The organism is Enterobacter asburiae (assembly GCF_008080435.1).
GTDB lineage: Bacteria > Pseudomonadota > Gammaproteobacteria > Enterobacterales > Enterobacteriaceae > Enterobacter > Enterobacter asburiae_C.
This window is the reverse complement of record NZ_VRKN01000010.1, coordinates 1-17538: the sequence shown is the minus strand read 5'-3', so window position 1 is coordinate 17538 and position 17538 is coordinate 1. Positions and strand designations below refer to the sequence as shown.

The 17538-nt window shown below is 56.4% G+C and carries 13 protein-coding genes and 1 rRNA gene; 6 read left to right on the top strand and 8 right to left on the bottom strand.

The window, feature by feature from the left end:
• The first annotated feature begins 353 nt into the window (after positions 1–353).
• The 3 genes from lysC (at position 354) to FU672_RS17605 (ending at position 3055) form a co-directional block, all read left to right on the top strand.
• Complete coding sequence (gene lysC, locus FU672_RS17615; RefSeq protein WP_108418104.1) at positions 354–1703, top strand: lysine-sensitive aspartokinase 3; 1350 nt, start codon at positions 354–356, stop codon at positions 1701–1703.
• 93 nt (positions 1704–1796) lie between these two features.
• The gene (gene panS, locus FU672_RS17610) at positions 1797–2741 is read left to right on the top strand and encodes a ketopantoate/pantoate/pantothenate transporter PanS (protein ID WP_148244220.1); all 945 of its coding nucleotides are present in this window, start codon (positions 1797–1799) and stop codon (positions 2739–2741) included.
• 41 nt (positions 2742–2782) lie between these two features.
• Positions 2783–3055, top strand: coding sequence for a YjbD family protein (locus FU672_RS17605; RefSeq protein WP_023309994.1), 273 nt, complete (start codon positions 2783–2785; stop codon positions 3053–3055).
• Here FU672_RS17605 and rluF read toward each other — a convergent pair whose 3' ends face one another.
• Positions 3056–3928 (bottom strand): 23S rRNA pseudouridine(2604) synthase RluF, encoded by an 873-nt coding sequence (rluF, locus tag FU672_RS17600; protein ID WP_148244219.1) that lies wholly within the window; start codon positions 3926–3928, stop codon positions 3056–3058. It abuts the gene before it with no gap.
• Positions 3929–4124: 196 nt separating this feature from the next.
• Here rluF and FU672_RS17595 point away from each other — a divergent pair, with 196 nt between their 5' ends.
• Complete coding sequence (locus FU672_RS17595; RefSeq protein ID WP_148244218.1) at positions 4125–4427, top strand: type II toxin-antitoxin system RelE/ParE family toxin; 303 nt, start codon at positions 4125–4127, stop codon at positions 4425–4427.
• A gap of 6 nt (positions 4428–4433) precedes the next feature.
• Positions 4434–4721, top strand: a complete 288-nt coding sequence (locus FU672_RS17590) for an addiction module antidote protein (RefSeq protein ID WP_033144375.1) — start codon at positions 4434–4436, stop codon at positions 4719–4721.
• Here FU672_RS17590 and FU672_RS17585 read toward each other — a convergent pair.
• Positions 4718–6349: a Na/Pi cotransporter family protein gene (locus FU672_RS17585; protein ID WP_148244217.1), complete on the bottom strand. Its 1632-nt coding sequence runs from the start codon at positions 6347–6349 to the stop codon at positions 4718–4720. The two genes, FU672_RS17590 and FU672_RS17585, sit on opposite strands and share 4 nt — an antisense overlap.
• Before the next feature lie 116 nt (positions 6350–6465).
• Positions 6466–10149: a methionine synthase gene (gene metH, locus FU672_RS17580; protein ID WP_148244216.1), complete on the bottom strand. Its 3684-nt coding sequence runs from the start codon at positions 10147–10149 to the stop codon at positions 6466–6468.
• Between the two features lie 193 nt (positions 10150–10342).
• On the opposite strand from metH, the gene iclR reads away from it, so the two are divergent.
• Positions 10343–11170, top strand: a complete 828-nt coding sequence (gene iclR, locus FU672_RS17575) for a glyoxylate bypass operon transcriptional repressor IclR (protein ID WP_072250767.1) — start codon at positions 10343–10345, stop codon at positions 11168–11170.
• Positions 11171–11207: 37 nt separating this feature from the next.
• Here the strand turns inward: iclR and aceK are convergent, their stop codons facing one another.
• From aceK to rrf, 5 genes are all read right to left on the bottom strand, one after another.
• Entirely contained in the window at positions 11208–12944 is a 1737-nt protein-coding gene (gene aceK, locus FU672_RS17570) for a bifunctional isocitrate dehydrogenase kinase/phosphatase (protein WP_148244215.1), read from the bottom strand.
• A gap of 48 nt (positions 12945–12992) precedes the next feature.
• The gene (gene aceA, locus FU672_RS17565) at positions 12993–14297 is read right to left on the bottom strand and encodes an isocitrate lyase (protein ID WP_023334117.1); all 1305 of its coding nucleotides are present in this window, start codon (positions 14295–14297) and stop codon (positions 12993–12995) included.
• Between the two features lie 31 nt (positions 14298–14328).
• The gene (aceB, locus tag FU672_RS17560; protein WP_148244214.1) at positions 14329–15930 is read right to left on the bottom strand and encodes a malate synthase A; all 1602 of its coding nucleotides are present in this window, start codon (positions 15928–15930) and stop codon (positions 14329–14331) included.
• Positions 15931–16200: 270 nt separating this feature from the next.
• Positions 16201–17130: a homoserine O-acetyltransferase MetA gene (gene metA / locus FU672_RS17555; protein WP_024906663.1), complete on the bottom strand. Its 930-nt coding sequence runs from the start codon at positions 17128–17130 to the stop codon at positions 16201–16203.
• A gap of 175 nt (positions 17131–17305) precedes the next feature.
• Positions 17306–17421, bottom strand: a 5S ribosomal RNA gene (gene rrf, locus FU672_RS17550).
• Positions 17422–17538 lie beyond the last annotated feature (117 nt).

The window sequence follows — 17538 nt, the reverse complement described above, 5'->3', positions numbered from 1 at the left end:
AGAATTGTGACTGCGGTCGATTGTAGCGCCTGCAAATAAAAATTGTGATGGTTTTTATGCCATTGCCCTGGCCTGCATCAAACACAGGTGAAAAGACCCGAAAAGTATAGCTGCTGAAGAGCCTTCCCGGGGCGGCGAAATGTCGGTCAAAATGCCCTAAAACGGAGCATAAAATCTGGCTCTGTTATAAGTCCTGTTTCTCAGGGGTACCCCCCCATAAAAAATCCGCATAATCCCAGCATTGACAGGACCTCCCCCGCATTTTATTTATAGGGCCGTATTTTGCGCCTGCACCTGTTTTCATTTCATTCTTGTGCCATGGTCGCTTATTCATTCCCTGACACGAGGTTGTTATGACGAGTTTTGTGGTCGCCAAGTTTGGCGGCACCAGTGTGGCAGATTACGCTGCCATGAACCGCAGCGCTGATGTGGTGCTGGCCGATCCGAATACCCGCCTGGTGGTGCTCTCTGCATCCGCTGGCGTGACGAACCTGCTGGTTTCTCTGTCTGAAGGACTCGAAGCGACAGAACGTTTCGTGAAGCTGGACGCGCTGCGCAAAATTCAGTTCGACATCCTTGAGTGTCTACAGAATCCGAATGTGATCCGCGAGGAAATAGAACGTCTGCTGGAAAATATCACCACCCTGGCAGAAGCGGCCTCTCTGGCAAACTCCTCCGCCCTGACGGATGAACTGGTCAGCCACGGAGAGCTGATGTCGACCCTGCTGTTTGTCGAGATTATGCGCGAGCGTAACATTCAGGCGCAGTGGTTTGACGTGCGTAAAGTGATGCGCACCAGCGATCGCTTTGGCCGTGCCGAACCGGACGTTGAGGCGCTGGCCGAGCTGACCAGCCAGCAGCTGGCACCGCGCCTGGAAGAAAGTATTGTGATCACCCAGGGCTTTATCGGCAGTGAAGCCAAAGGTCGCACGACGACGCTTGGCCGGGGCGGCAGCGACTACACCGCAGCCCTGCTGGGCGAAGCGCTGCATGCCACGCGCGTGGATATCTGGACGGACGTGCCGGGCATTTACACCACCGACCCGCGCGTAGTCTCTACGGCAAAACGTATTGATGTGATTGCGTTTGAAGAAGCGGCAGAGATGGCCACTTTCGGCGCAAAGGTGCTGCATCCGGCAACGCTGCTGCCTGCCGTGCGCAGCGATATTCCGGTCTTCGTCGGCTCCAGCAAAGAACCGAAGGCAGGCGGCACGATGGTGTGCAAGAGAACCGAAAGCCCGCCGCTGTTCCGGGCGCTGGCTCTGCGTCGCAAGCAGACGCTGGTCACGCTGCACAGTCATAACATGCTGCACTCCCGCGGCTTCCTGGCAGAAGTGTTCGGCATCCTTGCGCGCCACAATATCTCTGTCGATCTGATCACCACGTCAGAAGTGAGCATTGCGCTGACGCTGGATACGACCGGTTCAACATCCAAAGGCGACACCCTGCTGACCCAGTCGCTGCTGATTGAGCTGTCTGAACTGTGCCGCGTGGAAGTGGAAGAAGACCTGGCGCTGGTTGCCATCATCGGCAATAAACTGTCGCGCGCCTGCGGCGTGGGTAAAGAGGTGTTCGGCGTACTCGACCCGTTCAGCATCCGTATGATTTGCTACGGCGCGTCCAGCTATAACCTCTGCTTCCTGGTGCCTGCCGATCAGGCCGAGCAGGTCGTGCAGAAACTTCATCAGAATTTGTTTGAATAAAATTCGTTAGCACGATAAACAATACCTATAAGCCGGGCACAGACCCGGCTTTTTCATAACTAAACAACACGACAATACTGCAAGGAATTCACTATGTTATCCGTCATTACACGGTTGTTCCCGTTATGGGCGCTGCTGCTCTCCGTACTCGCGTATTACACCCCCGCCACGTTCACGGGCATTGGTCCGTGGGTCGCCACGCTGCTGATGCTGATCATGTTCGGTATGGGCGTGCATCTGAAAATCGACGACTTCAAACGCGTGTTGTCTCGCCCTGCGCCCGTCGCAGCAGGGATTTTCCTGCACTACCTGGTGATGCCGCTTGCGGCGTGGCTGCTGGCGATGGCCTTTAAGATGCCACCCGATCTCTCCGCCGGGATGGTGCTGGTGGGCAGCGTGGCCAGCGGGACGGCGTCCAACGTCATGATCTACCTGGCAAAAGGGGATGTGGCGCTCTCCGTCACGATCTCCTCCGTTTCCACGCTGGTGGGCGTGATTGCCACACCGCTGTTAACCCGTCTGTATGTGGACGCGCATATTCAGGTGGACGTGATGGGCATGCTGCTCAGCATTCTGCAGATTGTGGTGATCCCGATTGCGCTGGGTCTGATCATCCATCACCTGTTCCCGCGCGTGGTGAAGGCCGTTGAGCCGTACCTGCCTGCGTTTTCGATGGTATGTATTCTGGCCATTATCAGCGCCGTGGTGGCGGGTTCCGCATCGCACATTGCCTCCGTGGGCTTTGTGGTGATCATCGCAGTGGTGCTGCATAACACTATTGGCCTGCTGGGCGGCTACTGGGGCGGGAAACTGTTTGGTTTTGACGAATCTACCTGCCGCACGCTGGCAATCGAGGTGGGCATGCAGAACTCCGGCCTGGCCGCAGCGCTCGGTAAGATTTACTTCTCTCCGCTGGCGGCCCTACCTGGCGCGCTGTTCTCCGTCTGGCATAACCTCTCCGGTTCGCTGCTGGCGGGATACTGGTCCGGCAAACCGATCGATGGGCAAACGAAAAAAGATGCGGTGAAACAGGGCTAATTTGCTTTACACTGAAGCCTCCCCCTCAGGAGGCTTCAGCAATGGCTACACCACGTTTGACCCAGAAAGACATGACGGAAGCCGAGCAGCGCGAACTGAAAACGCTCCTCGACCGCGCCCGCATCGCACATGGCCGCACGCTGACGAATGCCGAAACCAATCAGGTAAAAAAGGAGTACATCGATAAACTGATGGCGCAACGTGACGCCGCAGCGAAAAAAGCCCGCAAACTGAAAAAAGAGCAGGCTTATAAACCCGATGCAGAGGCGACCTTTTCCTGGTCGGCCACTACCTCTACCCGTGGAAGGCGCTAATTAGCGCCCTTTCTTTTTGCGGCCAGGCTGGACAAAGCGTTTCCCGTTGGCCGGTTTACCGCGGTTTTTATCCTCGGACTGCGGAGCCTTTACCACCGGGCGCTTAATCGCCTGGGTTTTCGGTTTTGCTTTGGCCTTCGGCTTCGCTTCGGACGAGGAGTTCTCGATAAGCTTGAATAGCTCAATCAGCTCATCGCCGGTTAAGTCGCGCCACTCGCCCAGCGGGATACCGGACAGGCTGACGTTCATAATGCGCGTCCGTTCCAGCTTCGTCACGTCATAACCGAAGTGCTCGCACATACGGCGGATCTGGCGGTTTAAACCCTGCACCAGCGTAATACGGAACGCAAACGGCGCCTCTTTCTTGACCTTACACTTCTTCGTGACAGTGCCCAGAATCGGCACGCCGGCGCCCATACCGCGGATAAACTCGTCCGTGACCGGCTTATTCACCGTGACGATATACTCTTTCTCGTGGTCGTTACCGGCACGCAGGATTTTGTTGACGAGGTCACCGTGGTTGGTGAGGAAAATCAGCCCCTGAGAGTCTTTATCCAGACGGCCAATCGGGAAGATACGGCTGCTGTGGTTCACGAAATCAACGATGTTGTCACGCTCGCCATCTTCCGTGGTGCTGACAATGCCAACCGGTTTATTCAACGCGATAAACACCAGGTCTTCGGCATCACGCGGTTCGATGACCTGACCATTTACTTTTACCACATCGCCAGGGACCACCTGATCGCCGATGGTGGCGCGTTTGCCGTTAAGAAACACGTTACCTTGTTCAATGTAACGGTCAGCCTCGCGACGTGAGCAGATCCCGCTCTCGCTAATGTATTTGTTTAATCGGGTTGATTGAGTTGGCAGCATAGTTTCTCCTGTGAAGGCGAAATATACCTTAGGTTTGGGCTGGAAAAAAAGATTAGCCGACGGTAACTGAGACGGGTTTTTTAGTTTGCGAGACGCTTTCAGGATTTTGCGCCCTGCCATTTACCTGTGCGCTCGCTCCTTTTAGTTTTACTCTCCAGAAACAATTATTTGTAGTTTATAAATTACAGGGAGTAATATGAAGGAGATTGTTCAGACAGAATCCTTCCGACGCTGGGAGCAAAACTTAAAAGATCGGCGAGCGAAGACCATTATCGCTTCTCGCCTCTTTCGGTTAGCAAATGGCTTAGCGGGCGACGTTAAACCCGTGGGCGAAGGTATAAGTGAACTGAGGATCCACTTTGGTCCGGGCTACAGAATCTATTTTAAAGAACAAGGCAATTGCATCATCGTGCTGTTATGTGGTGGTGACAAAAGCAGCCAGGCCAGAGACATACTTGTGGCAAAAATGCTGAGCAATGTATCCCAATGGCAGGAGTGAATGAGCATGCATAAATTAACACCCTACGATCCAGCAAACGCGCTGGTGGATGACGAGGAAATTGCCGTATTTATGGCTGATGCATTAGAAACTGGCGACTCAGCGTATATTGCTAAAGCGCTGGGCGTCATCGCGCGCGCGAAAGGAATGTCGACCATTTCACAGCAAACTGGCCTATCACGAGAGCAACTGTATCGATCATTCAGTGATAAAGGAAACCCAACGCTTAAAACCACTCTGGCGGTCATGAAAGCATTGGGTCTGGGGCTAACAATCAAACACGCCGGAGATTAATATTCATCCCGCTCGTCATCTTCATCCGGCTGTTCCATCACGCTGTACGCCACCGCGCAGAACAACGAGTTGAGGCGTTTCATATCCCCCAGTAACCCCAGATGCAGTGAACTGGTCTCGATACTCTGCACGTTCTGCTGGTGCAGACGCTCAACGTGGGCGTGCGAGTAGCGGCGGTTGAGGATGCGGAAACGATGCTTATTGCGGCGCAGGCGGCGCGCGCTCGGCACGTCGCTGGAGAAGAACACCGACATCGCCAGCTTGAGGTTGCTGACCAGCTGTTCGTGCAGCGCTTCCAGCTCCTTCAGGCCTTCACCTGAAAACGCCCGACGCGCGGCCAGCGATTTGTCGGCGATCTCGCTGCCCATACGCTCAACAATATCTGAGGCCTGCTCAAGGTTAAGCGACATCTCAATGATTTCCGCCCAGCGGCGGGACTCCTCTTCCGCCAGCTCGTCCTGCGGCATACGCGCCAGATAAAGCTTGATGGCGGTATAGAGCACGTTGATATCGTCCGCTAATCTGCGCAGTTCTTTCTCTTCACGCGGCTCGCCGTGCATCACCTTCTGCAACCCTTCGAGCATGGTTTCCATTGCGTCGCCCATGCGCAGCGTCTCGCGCGCGGCATTCGCCAGCGCCAGCGCCGGGGTATCCAGCGCGGACGTATCCAGGTGCTTCGGTTTCAGACGCGCATCCAGCTCCGGCTCGTCCTGAATGAGTCGTTCGCAGAAGCGGGCCATCGGCCCAGCAAACGGCACCATCGCCAGACAGCGCACCAGGTTGTAGAACACATGGAAATAGATCACCAGCTCCGCCTTCGGCAGCGGGAGGTTGTCCATCAGGTTCGCCAGCGGGTGGATAAAGGGCAGGATAATCAGGCTACCCACCAGCTTAAACAGCAGGCTGCCAAGCGCCACGCGGCGGGCGGCGGCATTGGCGGCGCTGTTATTGAGCATCGCCAGCAGGCCCGAGCCGAGGTTAGCCCCGATCACCAGACACAGCGCCACCGGGAAGGAGATCGCCCCTGCGGCGGTAAGCGTGGCCGTCAGCAGGACCGCCGCCAGGCTGGAGTAGCTGACGATGGCAAACACCGCGCCAATAAGCGCGTCCAGCATGATGTCCCCGGTCAGAGAGGCGAAGATGACCTGAACACCGTTGGCCTCGGTGATAGGCGTGACTGCCTGCACAATCAGCTCCAGTGCGAGCAGGATCAACCCCAGGCCAATCCCTACGCGCCCGAGCTGCCCGGCGCGCGTCTGTTTGCGGCCGAGGAAGAAGATGACGCCGAGAAAAATCAGCAGCGGCGACAGCCAGGAGAGATCGAACGTCAGGATACGCGCCATCAGCGCGGTTCCCACGTCGGCACCCAGCACAATCACCAGCGCCGGGGCCAGCGCCACCAGATCCTGCGCCACAAAAGAGGTGACAAGCAGGGTTGTGGCGTTACTGCTCTGAACCAGTGCCGTTACGCCAATGCCCGCGCAGAAGGCGAGCGGCTTCTTCTCAACGCTGCTGCTGAGAACGGTACGTAAGCGTGCGCCAAACACGCGCATCACGCCGGTACGGACAATATGGGTGCCCCATACGAGCAAGGCGACCGCGGAGAGCAGGTGTAACAACGTCAACACGGAAGGGGGTCCTCCTTATCGTTATTCGTTTTCCCTGGGTTCAGTATAAGGGTTTAAACGTAAGAAAGAGACAGGGCGCCCTATGAGCGCCCTGTTTGTTGTAAGGAAAAGTGTTTTTAATCCGCGTCGTAGCCCAGATTTGGCGCCAACCAACGTTCCACTTCTGACACGCTCATCCCTTTACGCAGGGCATAGTCTTCGATCTGATCGCGCTGGAGCTGCGCCACCGCAAAGTACTTGCTGTCCGGATGGCTGAAGTACCACCCGGAGACGGACGCCCCCGGCCACATAGCGAACGACTCGGTGAGCTTCATACCTGTATGCGCTTCTACGTCCAGCAGTTTCCAGATGGTGCCTTTTTCGGTGTGTTCCGGACAGGCCGGGTATCCCGGCGCCGGGCGAATGCCCTGGTAATTTTCGCGGATCAGCTCCTCGTTGCTGAGGTTCTCATTGGCCGCATAGCCCCAGAACACCTTGCGCACGCGCTCGTGAAGGTACTCGGCGAAGGCTTCCGCCAGGCGGTCGGCTATCGCTTTCACCATGATTTTATTGTAATCATCGTGCTGCGCTTCGAACGCGTCCGCCAGCGCATCTTCTTCCAGACCACCGGTTACCGCAAAGGCGCCGATATAGTCCGCTTTACCACTTAACTTAGGCGCGACGAAATCGGCCAGGCAGTAGTTGGCGAAGCCCACTTTCTCCGTTTGTTGGCGCAGGTGGCGACTGACCGCCAGCACGTGGGTGCGGGTTTCATCGCGGTAGATTTCTACATCGTCACCCACGCGGTTCGCCGGGAACAGGCCCACCACGCCGCGCGGGTTAAGGGTTTTCTCTGCGCTCAGCGTGTCGAGCATGTCGTTGGCATCTTTAAACAGGCGCTTCGCCTCCTCGCCAACCACCTCATCTTCCAGGATGCGCGGATATTTACCCGCCAGCGACCAGGTCATAAAGAACGGCGTCCAGTCGATATAGTTGCGCAGCGTCTCGATGCTGGCGGTCACGTCCTGCACACCGAGACGATGTGCCACCGGCGGCGTATAGCTGGACCAGTCGAAGGCCAGATCGTTATCGCGCGCCGCCTGAAGTGAAACAGGCGGGGTGCGCGGTTTCTTGCGGCCATGCTGGATGCGGACGGTTTCGTACTCTTTGCGGGTGCGCGCCACAAAATCGTCGCGCTGGGTGTCGGAGAGCAGCGCGGAAACCACGCCTACCGTGCGTGAGGCGTTCTGCACGTAGACCGTCGGGCCGCTGTAGTTCTGCTCGATTTTCACCGCCGTGTGCGCTTTCGAGGTGGTCGCCCCGCCAATCAGCAGCGGAATGGTAAAGCCCTGTCGCTCCATCTCTTTTGCCACGTTGACCATTTCGTCCAGCGACGGCGTAATCAGCCCGGAGAGGCCAATCAGGTCGGCGTTCACTTCGCGCGCGGTCTTGAGGATTTTATCCGCCGGGACCATCACGCCCAGGTCGATAATTTCGTAGTTATTACACTGCAGCACCACGCCGACGATATTCTTGCCGATGTCGTGCACGTCGCCCTTCACGGTAGCGATAACCATTTTGCCGTTACTGGAGCCTTTCTCTTTGCTGGCTTCGATGTAGGGCTCCAGATAGGCCACCGCCTGCTTCATCACGCGGGCGGATTTCACCACCTGCGGCAGGAACATCTTGCCCTCACCGAACAGATCGCCGACCACGTTCATGCCGTCCATCAGCGGACCTTCGATCACCTCAATCGGGCGGGCGGCCTGCTGACGCGCCTCTTCGGTATCGAGCTCAATAAATTCGGTAATGCCTTTGACCAGCGAGTATTCCAGACGCTTTTTCACGTCCCAGGAACGCCACTCGGCCTGCTGAACGTTTGCCGCCTCATCCGATTTGCTGCCGCGGTATTTCTCCGCCAGGTCCAGCATGCGCTCGGTGGCGTCGTCGCGGCGGTTAAGGATCACGTCCTCGACGGCATCGCGCAGCTCGGCAGGGAGGTCGTCGTAAATTGCCAGCTGCCCGGCGTTAACGATCCCCATGTCCATTCCGTTGCGGATGGCGTAGTAGAGGAACACTGCGTGGATCGCTTCACGCACCGGGTCGTTGCCGCGGAACGAGAACGACACGTTCGACACGCCGCCGGAGATCAGCGCATGCGGCAGTTCGCGCTTGATGTCTTCACACGCCCCGATAAAGTCCTGGGCGTAGTTGTTGTGCTCTTCAATCCCGGTCGCGACGGCGAAAATGTTCGGATCGAAGATGATGTCTTCCGGCGGGAAGCCCACCTCTTCGGTTAAAATTTTGTACGCCCGGCGGCAAATTTCAATTTTGCGTTCGCGGGTATCCGCCTGGCCGACTTCATCAAAGGCCATCACCACCACGGCGGCACCGTAGCGGCGGACCATCTTCGCGTGGTGGATAAAGATATCGACACCCTCTTTCATTGAGATAGAGTTGACGATGCCTTTACCCTGAATGCACTTCAGCCCTTTTTCGATAACTTCCCACTTGGAGGAGTCGATCATGATCGGCACGCGGGCAATGTCCGGCTCACCGGCAATCAGGTTGAGAAAACGCACCATCGCCGCTTCGGCGTCGAGCATCCCCTCATCCATGTTGATATCGATAATCTGCGCGCCGCTTTCCACCTGCTGGCGGGCAACGTCCAGCGCTTCGCTGTATTTCTCTTCTTTGATCAGACGTTTGAACTTTGCAGAACCGGTGACGTTAGTACGTTCACCTACGTTCACAAACAGGCTATCGTCGCCGATGGTCAACGGCTCAAGGCCGGAAAGGCGACAGGCAACCGGAAGCTCGGGCAGCTTGCGCGGCGGCAGCCCGGCCACGGCGTTGCTCATGGCAGCGATATGCTCCGGCGTCGTGCCGCAGCAGCCGCCGACGATGTTCAGGAAGCCAGACTCTGCCCACTCGCGGATTTGCGCCGCCATGGTGGCGGCATCGAGATCGTATTCACCAAAGGCATTCGGCAGACCGGCATTCGGGTGCGCCGTGACATAGCATTCCGCGATACGGGAAAGCTCCTGCACGTACTGGCGCAGTTCATCTGGCCCCAGCGCGCAGTTGAGGCCAAAGGAGAGCGCTTCGGCGTGACGCAGAGAGTTATAGAACGCTTCGGTTGTCTGGCCGGACAGGGTGCGGCCCGAGGCGTCGGTGATGGTGCCGGAAATCATGATCGGCAGGTCAACGCCCAGCGCCTCGAACTCCTCTTTCACCGCGTAAATCGCGGCTTTGGCGTTAAGGGTGTCGAATACCGTTTCAATCAGGATCAGATCGGAACCGCCTTCCACCAGCGCTTTGGTCGATTCACGGTAGGCCGCCACCAGCTGGTCAAAGGAGATGTTACGAAACGCCGGGTCGTTCACGTCGGGTGAAATCGACGCGGTGCGGTTCGTCGGGCCAAGCACCCCGGCAACGTAGCGCGGTTTATCCGGCGTGCGGGCCGTCCATTCGTCCGCGCAGGCGCGGGCCAGCTTCGCGGCCTCAAAGTTGATCTCCGCCGACAGGGATTCCATCTGGTAATCCGCCATGGCGATGGTTGTCGAGTTGAAGGTGTTGGTTTCAACGATATCCGCACCCGCTTCGAAGTAGGCGTTGTGGATATCCTTAATAACGGACGGCTTGCTGAGCACCAGCAGGTCGTTGTTCCCTTTCAGATCGCACGGCCAGTCGGCAAAGCGCTCGCCGCGGAAATCGTCTTCACTCAGACGATAGCCCTGGATCATGGTGCCCATGCCGCCGTCCAGCACCAGAATTCGTTCATTTAACTGCGCACGCAGTTGCTCTACTTTGCTGCTCACACTTGCTCCCGACAACGCTCAACAAGGCCAAAAGGCTGCGTTCCATACTGGCACAATCTCGCAGGGTGGAAAAGGCGCACAGCGGTAACATGAGACATGTTCACCATCACTCCTCCGATCAGTCAGGATAACGGTTGCAAATTCACCAAATAAAACGAAAATGATTTCCACGATACAGAAAAAGGAGATCGTCATGGTCGCGACCGTTCCCGCTAAACGCGGCAGAAAACCTGCTGCCACCACCGCCGCACAACAGGGCGGACAGGTTCAATCGCTCACCCGCGGTTTGAAGCTGCTGGAGTGGATAGCCGAGTCGCACAGCAGCGTGGCCCTGACGGAACTGGCCCAGCAGGCTGGCCTGCCGAACTCCACGACGCACCGCCTGCTGACCACCATGCAGCAGTTGGGCTTTGTGCGCCAGGTGGGCGAGCTGGGGCACTGGGCGGTGGGCGCGCATGCGTTTATCGTTGGCAGCAGCTTCCTGCAGAGCCGCAACCTGCTGGCGATTGTGCACCCGATTCTGCGCAAGCTGATGGAAGATTCCGGCGAGACCGTAAACCTGGCGGTGTTGGACCAGAGCGACCACCAGGCGATTATCATCGACCAGGTGCAGTGCACGCAGCTGATGCGCATGTCCGCACCGATTGGCGGCAAGCTGCCGATGCACGCGTCCGGGGCGGGGAAAGCGTTTCTCTCCCAGCTGAGCGAGGAGCAGGTGACGGGGCTACTGCACCGTAAAGGTCTGCATGCCTATACCCACGCCACGCTGGTGTCGCCGGTGCATCTGAAAGAAGATCTGGCCCTGACCCGCAAGCGCGGCTATTCGTTTGATGATGAAGAACATGCCCTGGGCCTGCGCTGCCTCGCGGCCTGCATTTTTGACGAGCACCGCGAGCCGTTTGCCGCGATCTCCATCTCCGGTCCGATTTCACGCATGACCGATGACCGCGTGACCGAGCTGGGTGCGCTGGTGATTAAGGCGGCGAAAGAGGTGACGCTGGCGTACGGTGGGATTCGTTAAGATCGCTTTGCCGGGTGGCGGCTTCGCCTTACCCGGCCTACATGATGCCCTCTGAAAACCGGATGCTAAACCGCTGCTTGCGGCGGTAGGCGTACACATCTTCGACATGCCCATTTTTGATCCGTGTTTGCAGTCCACGCCAGTAGCTGGCACGGAACAGATCCTCATGCATCTCTTCGAATAGCGGCCCGATGCGCGGGTCGGCGCACAGCCAGTGGCGAAACTCCTCCGGAAACACATCGCCCGGCGAGACGCTGTACCACGGCTCACCGGAGAGCTCATCTTCCGGGTAGCGGGGCTGTGGGATATCGCGGAAGTTCACTTCGGTCATGTAGCAAATTTCATCGTAATCGTAGAACACCACCCGCCCGTGCCGGGTGACGCCGAAGTTTTTAAACAGCATGTCACCCGGGAAAATATTGGCGGCGGCAAGCTGGCGAATCGCGTTGCCGTATTCTTCAATGGCGTCTCGTAAAGCCTGACCGTCGGACTGCTCCAGCCAGATATTCAGCGGCACCATACGGCGTTCAATGTAGAGATGGCTAATCACGATTTTGTCGCCAAGATCGGTGATTTTCGCCGGGGCTTCCTGCATTAACAGTGCCATGAGCGCCGGGTCGATCTGCTGTTTATCCAGCACAAAGTTTTCGAATTCTTGAGTATCCGCCATGCGCCCGACGCGATCGTGCTCTTTAACCAGCTGATAGCAGGCGCGGACATGCTCGGCGGTCATCTCTTTCTGCGGCGCGAACCGGTCTTTAATCACCTTAAATACCCGGTCGAAGCCCGGCAGCGTAAACACCAGCATGACCATACCGCGAATGCCTGGCGCTTCGATAAACTGCTCGTCGGCCATGGTGACATAGCGCAGGTACTCCCGGTAGCTTTCCGTTTTGGCGTGCTTCTGGCAGCCAATCGCCATATACAGCTCGGCGGTGGTTTTGCCCGGCAGGATCTCGCGCAGCCACTCCACCAGCGCGGCAGGCAGCGGGGCGTAGACCATAAAATAGGAGCGGGCGAAGCCAAACACGATGCTGGCCTCGGCGCTGGTGGTCAGGCAGGTATCGACAAACAGTTCCCCGTCGTCGGTACGGTGGATCGGTAACAGAAACGGCACAATGGCGGTCGGCGTAAGCAGTTTGCCCACCAGCCAGGCGGCTTTATTACGGTAAAAAAGCTCGTTGGCAACCTGCAAATGGCTGTGGCTGAGCACCTCCGCGCCGAAGGTTTCGTTGAGATGCGCGTGGATATAACCGATATCCCGGGTTTTATTCTCCCAGGGCAGGCGCAGCGGCAGATCCGTTAGCACGCGGTGCAGGAGCTTTTCCCATCCGCGATCGGGAAAGAAATCTTTCGCCAGCGGACGTGGAATGGTTCGAAAGCGTCGCTCGGGCTGGGAGCTGAAGATAAATAACCGCTCAGGAGATAATGAGCGGTGGTCAAATAACCGGCAATAGACGGAGTTGAAAAAGCTCTCCGCAATCTCGAAGCGCGGGTAGTCGGGTAATAAATGGGTGTAGTGTTCTTTCACGCGCAGTAAAAATTCCGCGTCCGGGCTTTTACCGTCGGTAATACAGCGCAGTTGCTCCACCACCAGACCCACGTGGTGGTCGTAGAGATGGATACGCTGCTTCATGGCCTGCTGAACCGCATGCCAGTCTGCATGTTCGAAGCGCTGCTGCGCGCCGGATGTCACTTCAAGAAAACGACCATACTGGGCATCGAAGCCCTGCAAAATAGTTTGGGCAATCAGTAATTCCAGGCCACGCGACATATATTCCCCTTACCCAACCCTCTCCCCAGAGGGGAGAGGGGGAAAAGATTAGAACTGTGCTTCTTCCGTTGAACCCGTTAAGGCGGTGACGGAGGAGGTCCCGCCCTGAATAATTGTGGTCACGTTATCGAAGTAGCCGGTTCCCACCTCCTGCTGGTGAGACACGAAGGTGTAACCGTCTTTGCCCGCCGCAAACTCCGGCTGCTGCACCTTCTCAACATAGTGCTTCATACCTTCGCCCTGCGCGTAAGCGTGCGCCAGGTCGAACATGTTGAACCACATGCTGTGGATACCCGCCAGGGTGATGAACTGGTATTTGTAGCCCATGTCGGACAGCTGCTGCTGGAAGCTGGCGATCGTTTTGTCATCCAGCTTTTTCTGCCAGTTGAAGGACGGCGAGCAGTTGTAGGCCAGCAGTTTGCCCGGGTATTTCGCGTGGATTGCGTCGGCAAAACGTTTTGCCAGCGCCAGATCCGGCGTGGAGGTTTCACACCAGACCAGATCCGCGTAAGGCGCGTACGCCAGGCCGCGGCTGATCGCCTGTTCAATGCCGGCGTGGGTACGGTAGAAACCTTCGCTGGTACGCTCGCCGGTGATGAACTCGCTGTCGTACGGGTCGCAGTCAGAGGTGATCAGGTCCGCCGCGTCCGCATCGGTACGGGCAATCACCAGCGTTGGCACGCCAAGCACGTCAGCAGCCAGACGAGCGGCAACCAGCTTCTGAACAGCTTCCTGCGTTGGAACCAGCACCTTACCGCCCATGTGTCCGCATTTCTTCACTGACGCCAGCTGGTCTTCGAAGTGAACGGCCGCTGCACCGGCCTCAATCATCGATTTCATCAGCTCGAAGGCGTTCAGCACGCCGCCGAAGCCCGCTTCCGCATCCGCGACGATCGGCAGGAAGTAGTCAATGAAGCGCGGATCGTTGGGTTCGATACCGGCAGCCCACTGGATCTGATCCGCACGGCGGAAGGTGTTGTTGATCCGATCCACGACCGACGGCACGGAGTTGGCCGGATAGAGTGACTGATCCGGGTACATGCTGGAGGCCAGGTTGGCGTCCGCCGCGACCTGCCAGCCGGAGAGGTAAATAGCCTCAATACCGGCCTTCGCCTGCTGCAGTGCCTGACCGCCGGTCAACGCGCCGAGGCTGTTGATATAGCCCTTTTTAGAGCCACCGTGCAGCAGCTTCCACATTTTCGCCGCGCCATTTTGGGCCAGCGTGCATTCCGGGTTGACCGAGCCGCGTAATTTCACCACTTCCTCCGCGCTGTAAGGACGGCGGATACCTTCCCAGCGCGGTTGTGTCCACTCTTTCTTTAACTCTTCGATTTGTTGGGTACGGGTTTTCATGTGCAGATGCTCCATATTGTTATGTGGTGAGTTACGCCAGGAAGCGGTAGCCCGGCAGGGTCAGGAAGTCGATTAAGTCATCTGATGTGGTGATTTGCTCCATCAGGCGCGCAGCGTCGTCAAAACGTCCGCTGCTGAAGCGGTGTTCGCCCAGCTCGTCCTGGATCACCCGCATCTCTTCGGCCAGCATCTGGCGGAACAGAGATTTGGTCACCGGCTTGCCGTTGCTGAGCGTTTTTTGATGGTGGATCCACTGCCAGATGGAGGTACGTGAGATCTCCGCCGTCGCGGCATCTTCCATCAGGCCATAGATCGGCACGCAGCCGTTACCGGAGATCCACGCTTCGATGTATTGCACGGCGACGCGAATATTGGCACGCATGCCCTCTTCCGTACGCTCGCCCGCACACGGTGCCAGCAGCTGTTCTTCAGCCGTTGGGGCATCGTCTTCACGCGTGACAAACAGCTGGTTTTTGTTGTCGCCGAGTACGCGGTTGAAGACATCCATCGCCGTATCGGCCAGGCCGGGATGGGCAATCCACGTGCCATCGTGACCGTTACGGGCTTCAAGCTCTTTGTCGGCTTTCACCTTGTTGAGTACCTGATTGTTGCGCTCTGCGTCTTTGCTCGGAATAAATGCCGCCATGCCACCCATCGCAAAGGCACCGCGCTTGTGGCAGGTTTTGATCAGCAGACGCGAGTAGGCGCTCAGGAACGGTTTATCCATGGTCACAACCTGGCGATCCGGCAGTACGCGATCGGGATAGTTTTTCAGGGTTTTGATGTAGCTGAAAATATAGTCCCAGCGTCCGCAGTTCAGGCCGACAATGTGGTCACGCAGGGCGTGCAGAATTTCATTCATCTGGAACACGGCTGGCAGCGTTTCAATCAGCAGCGTGGCCTTGATGGTGCCGCGCGGCAGGTTGAAACGATCTTCCGCGTAGTTGAACACCTCGCTCCACCAGGCCGCTTCCTGCCAGGCCTGCGTTTTTGGCAGATAGAAATAGGGACCGCTGCCTTTTGCCAGCAGGTTCTTGTAGTTGTGGAAGAAATAGAGTGCGAAATCAAACAGGCTGCCCGGAATGGCTTCCCCACGCCAGGTGACATGTTTTTCAGGCAGGTGCAGGCCGCGTACGCGACAGATCAGCACCGCCGGGTTCGGTTTGAGCTGGTAAATTTTGCCGGCTTCATTGGTATAGCTGATGGTACCGTTCACGGCGTCGCGCAGATTGATCTGCCCGTCGATAACTTTGTTCCAGTCTGGCGCCAGTGAGTCTTCAAAATCGGCCATGAAAACTTTAACGTTGGCGTTCATGGCGTTGATTACCATTTTGCGCTCTACCGGACCGGTGATCTCAACGCGACGATCCTGTAAATCTTCAGGGATACCGCGGATTTTCCACTCACCACGACGAATGGAAGCGGTTTCCGAAATGAATCCAGGCAACTTGCCATCGTCAATTTCCTGCTGCTGATGAATGCGTGCCGCCAGCAACTTATTACGCTGCGGCGTAAAGCGTGTCACCAGTTCAGTCAGAAATTCTACCGCTTCCGCCGTCAAAACCTGCTGTTCTTGCTCGCCATACGGCTGGGTAAAGGCCAGTTCATCGACCGTCGTTGCCTGTTGAGTCATTACTCTGCTCCTCATCAAAGATCCAAAATCACGCTCCCGATGCGAACGAAAGATCGTTGGGTAGTTTTCGCTCAGCAGAATTAAGACTATCTATATTTTTTCTAAAATCAAAAACAATTTCCATTTTAATTTATAATTGCAATTAATTAATTGATTTAATTGAGATTAAAGTTGGATCGAACGATGAGTGATATTTCGGAAATAAAAAAAGCACCCGAAGGTGCCTGATTTGAATAGCTGAAACGCTTTAGGATCGTTTAGTGCAGAAGATTACTCCAACGTCGGATTCATGTGACGCAGATCGTATGGCGTTATCTGGTAGACGTAATAGTTGAGCCAGTTAGTGAAAAGCAAATTCCCGTGGCTGCGCCAGGTTGCTCTCGGTTTGTTTTGCGGATCGTCTTTCGGGAAATAGTTGTACGGTACATCCGGATTAAGCCCCGCTTCGACATCACGGAAATACTCTGACGCGAGGGTATGCGGATCGTACTCAGGATGCCCGGTCACAAAAGCAATGCGCTTATCCTTGCTGGCAAACAGGTAAGCATCTCCATCTTCCGTTTCGGCCAGGATCTCCAGATCGGTGTAATCACGAATCAGCTGGGCCGGGAAATCGGCGTAGCGAGAATGTGGGGCCAGGAAAGAGTCATCGAAACCGCGCGTCAGCAACGCATGTGGATGAAGAATGTGGTGTTCGTATACGCCGGAGAGCTTTTCAGTGCGGGTTTGCTTGGGGATGCCATAAAGAATATTCAGTGCGGCTTGTACCGCCCAACAGACAAACAATGTCGACGTGACGTGATCTTTTGCCCACTCCAGAACCTGTTTGATCTGCGGCCAGTAGGCGACATCGTTAAATTCAACCAGACCGAGCGGCGCGCCGGTCACAATCAGTCCATCGAAGTTTTCACCCTGAATGTCATCGAAGTTGCAGTAGAAGTTGTTCAGATGCTCAGAAGGCGTATTACGTGACTCACGAGCATCGATTCGCAGCAGCTGAATATCGACCTGCAGCGGGGAGTTCGACAGAAGACGCAGGAACTGGTTTTCTGTTTCGATCTTTTTTGGCATCAGATTGAGAATAAGCACCTTCAGCGGGCGAATTTCCTGACCTGTCGCACGCGAAGCCGTCATGACGAAGACGTTTTCTTCACGCAAGAAATTGACGGCTGGTAGCTCGTCCTGCACCCGAATCGGCATAACTTTATATCCTCACAGCATACGTATAAACGTTTAGACATCCAGATAGCTAACGATACCCAGAAACGTTATGAATGTCGAGTCTGCAAGCGGAAGGTGAGAAAGTTTCAAGGAGAGGGTGAAAAACAAAAGCAAAAAACCCCGCACCTTTCGGTACGGGGTTCTTCTGATTGATGCCTGGCAGTTCCCTACTCTCACATGGGGAGACCCCACACTACCATCGGCGCTACGGCGTTTCACTTCTGAGTTCGGCATGGGGTCAGGTGGGACCACCGCGCTAAAGCCGCCAGGCAAATTCTGTTAAATCTGTATCAGGCTGAAATTTGAATGTGTCGTCTCTTCGCCAAAACATCTTCGGCGTTGTAAGGTTAAGCCTCACGGTTCATTAGTATCGGTTAGCTCAACGCA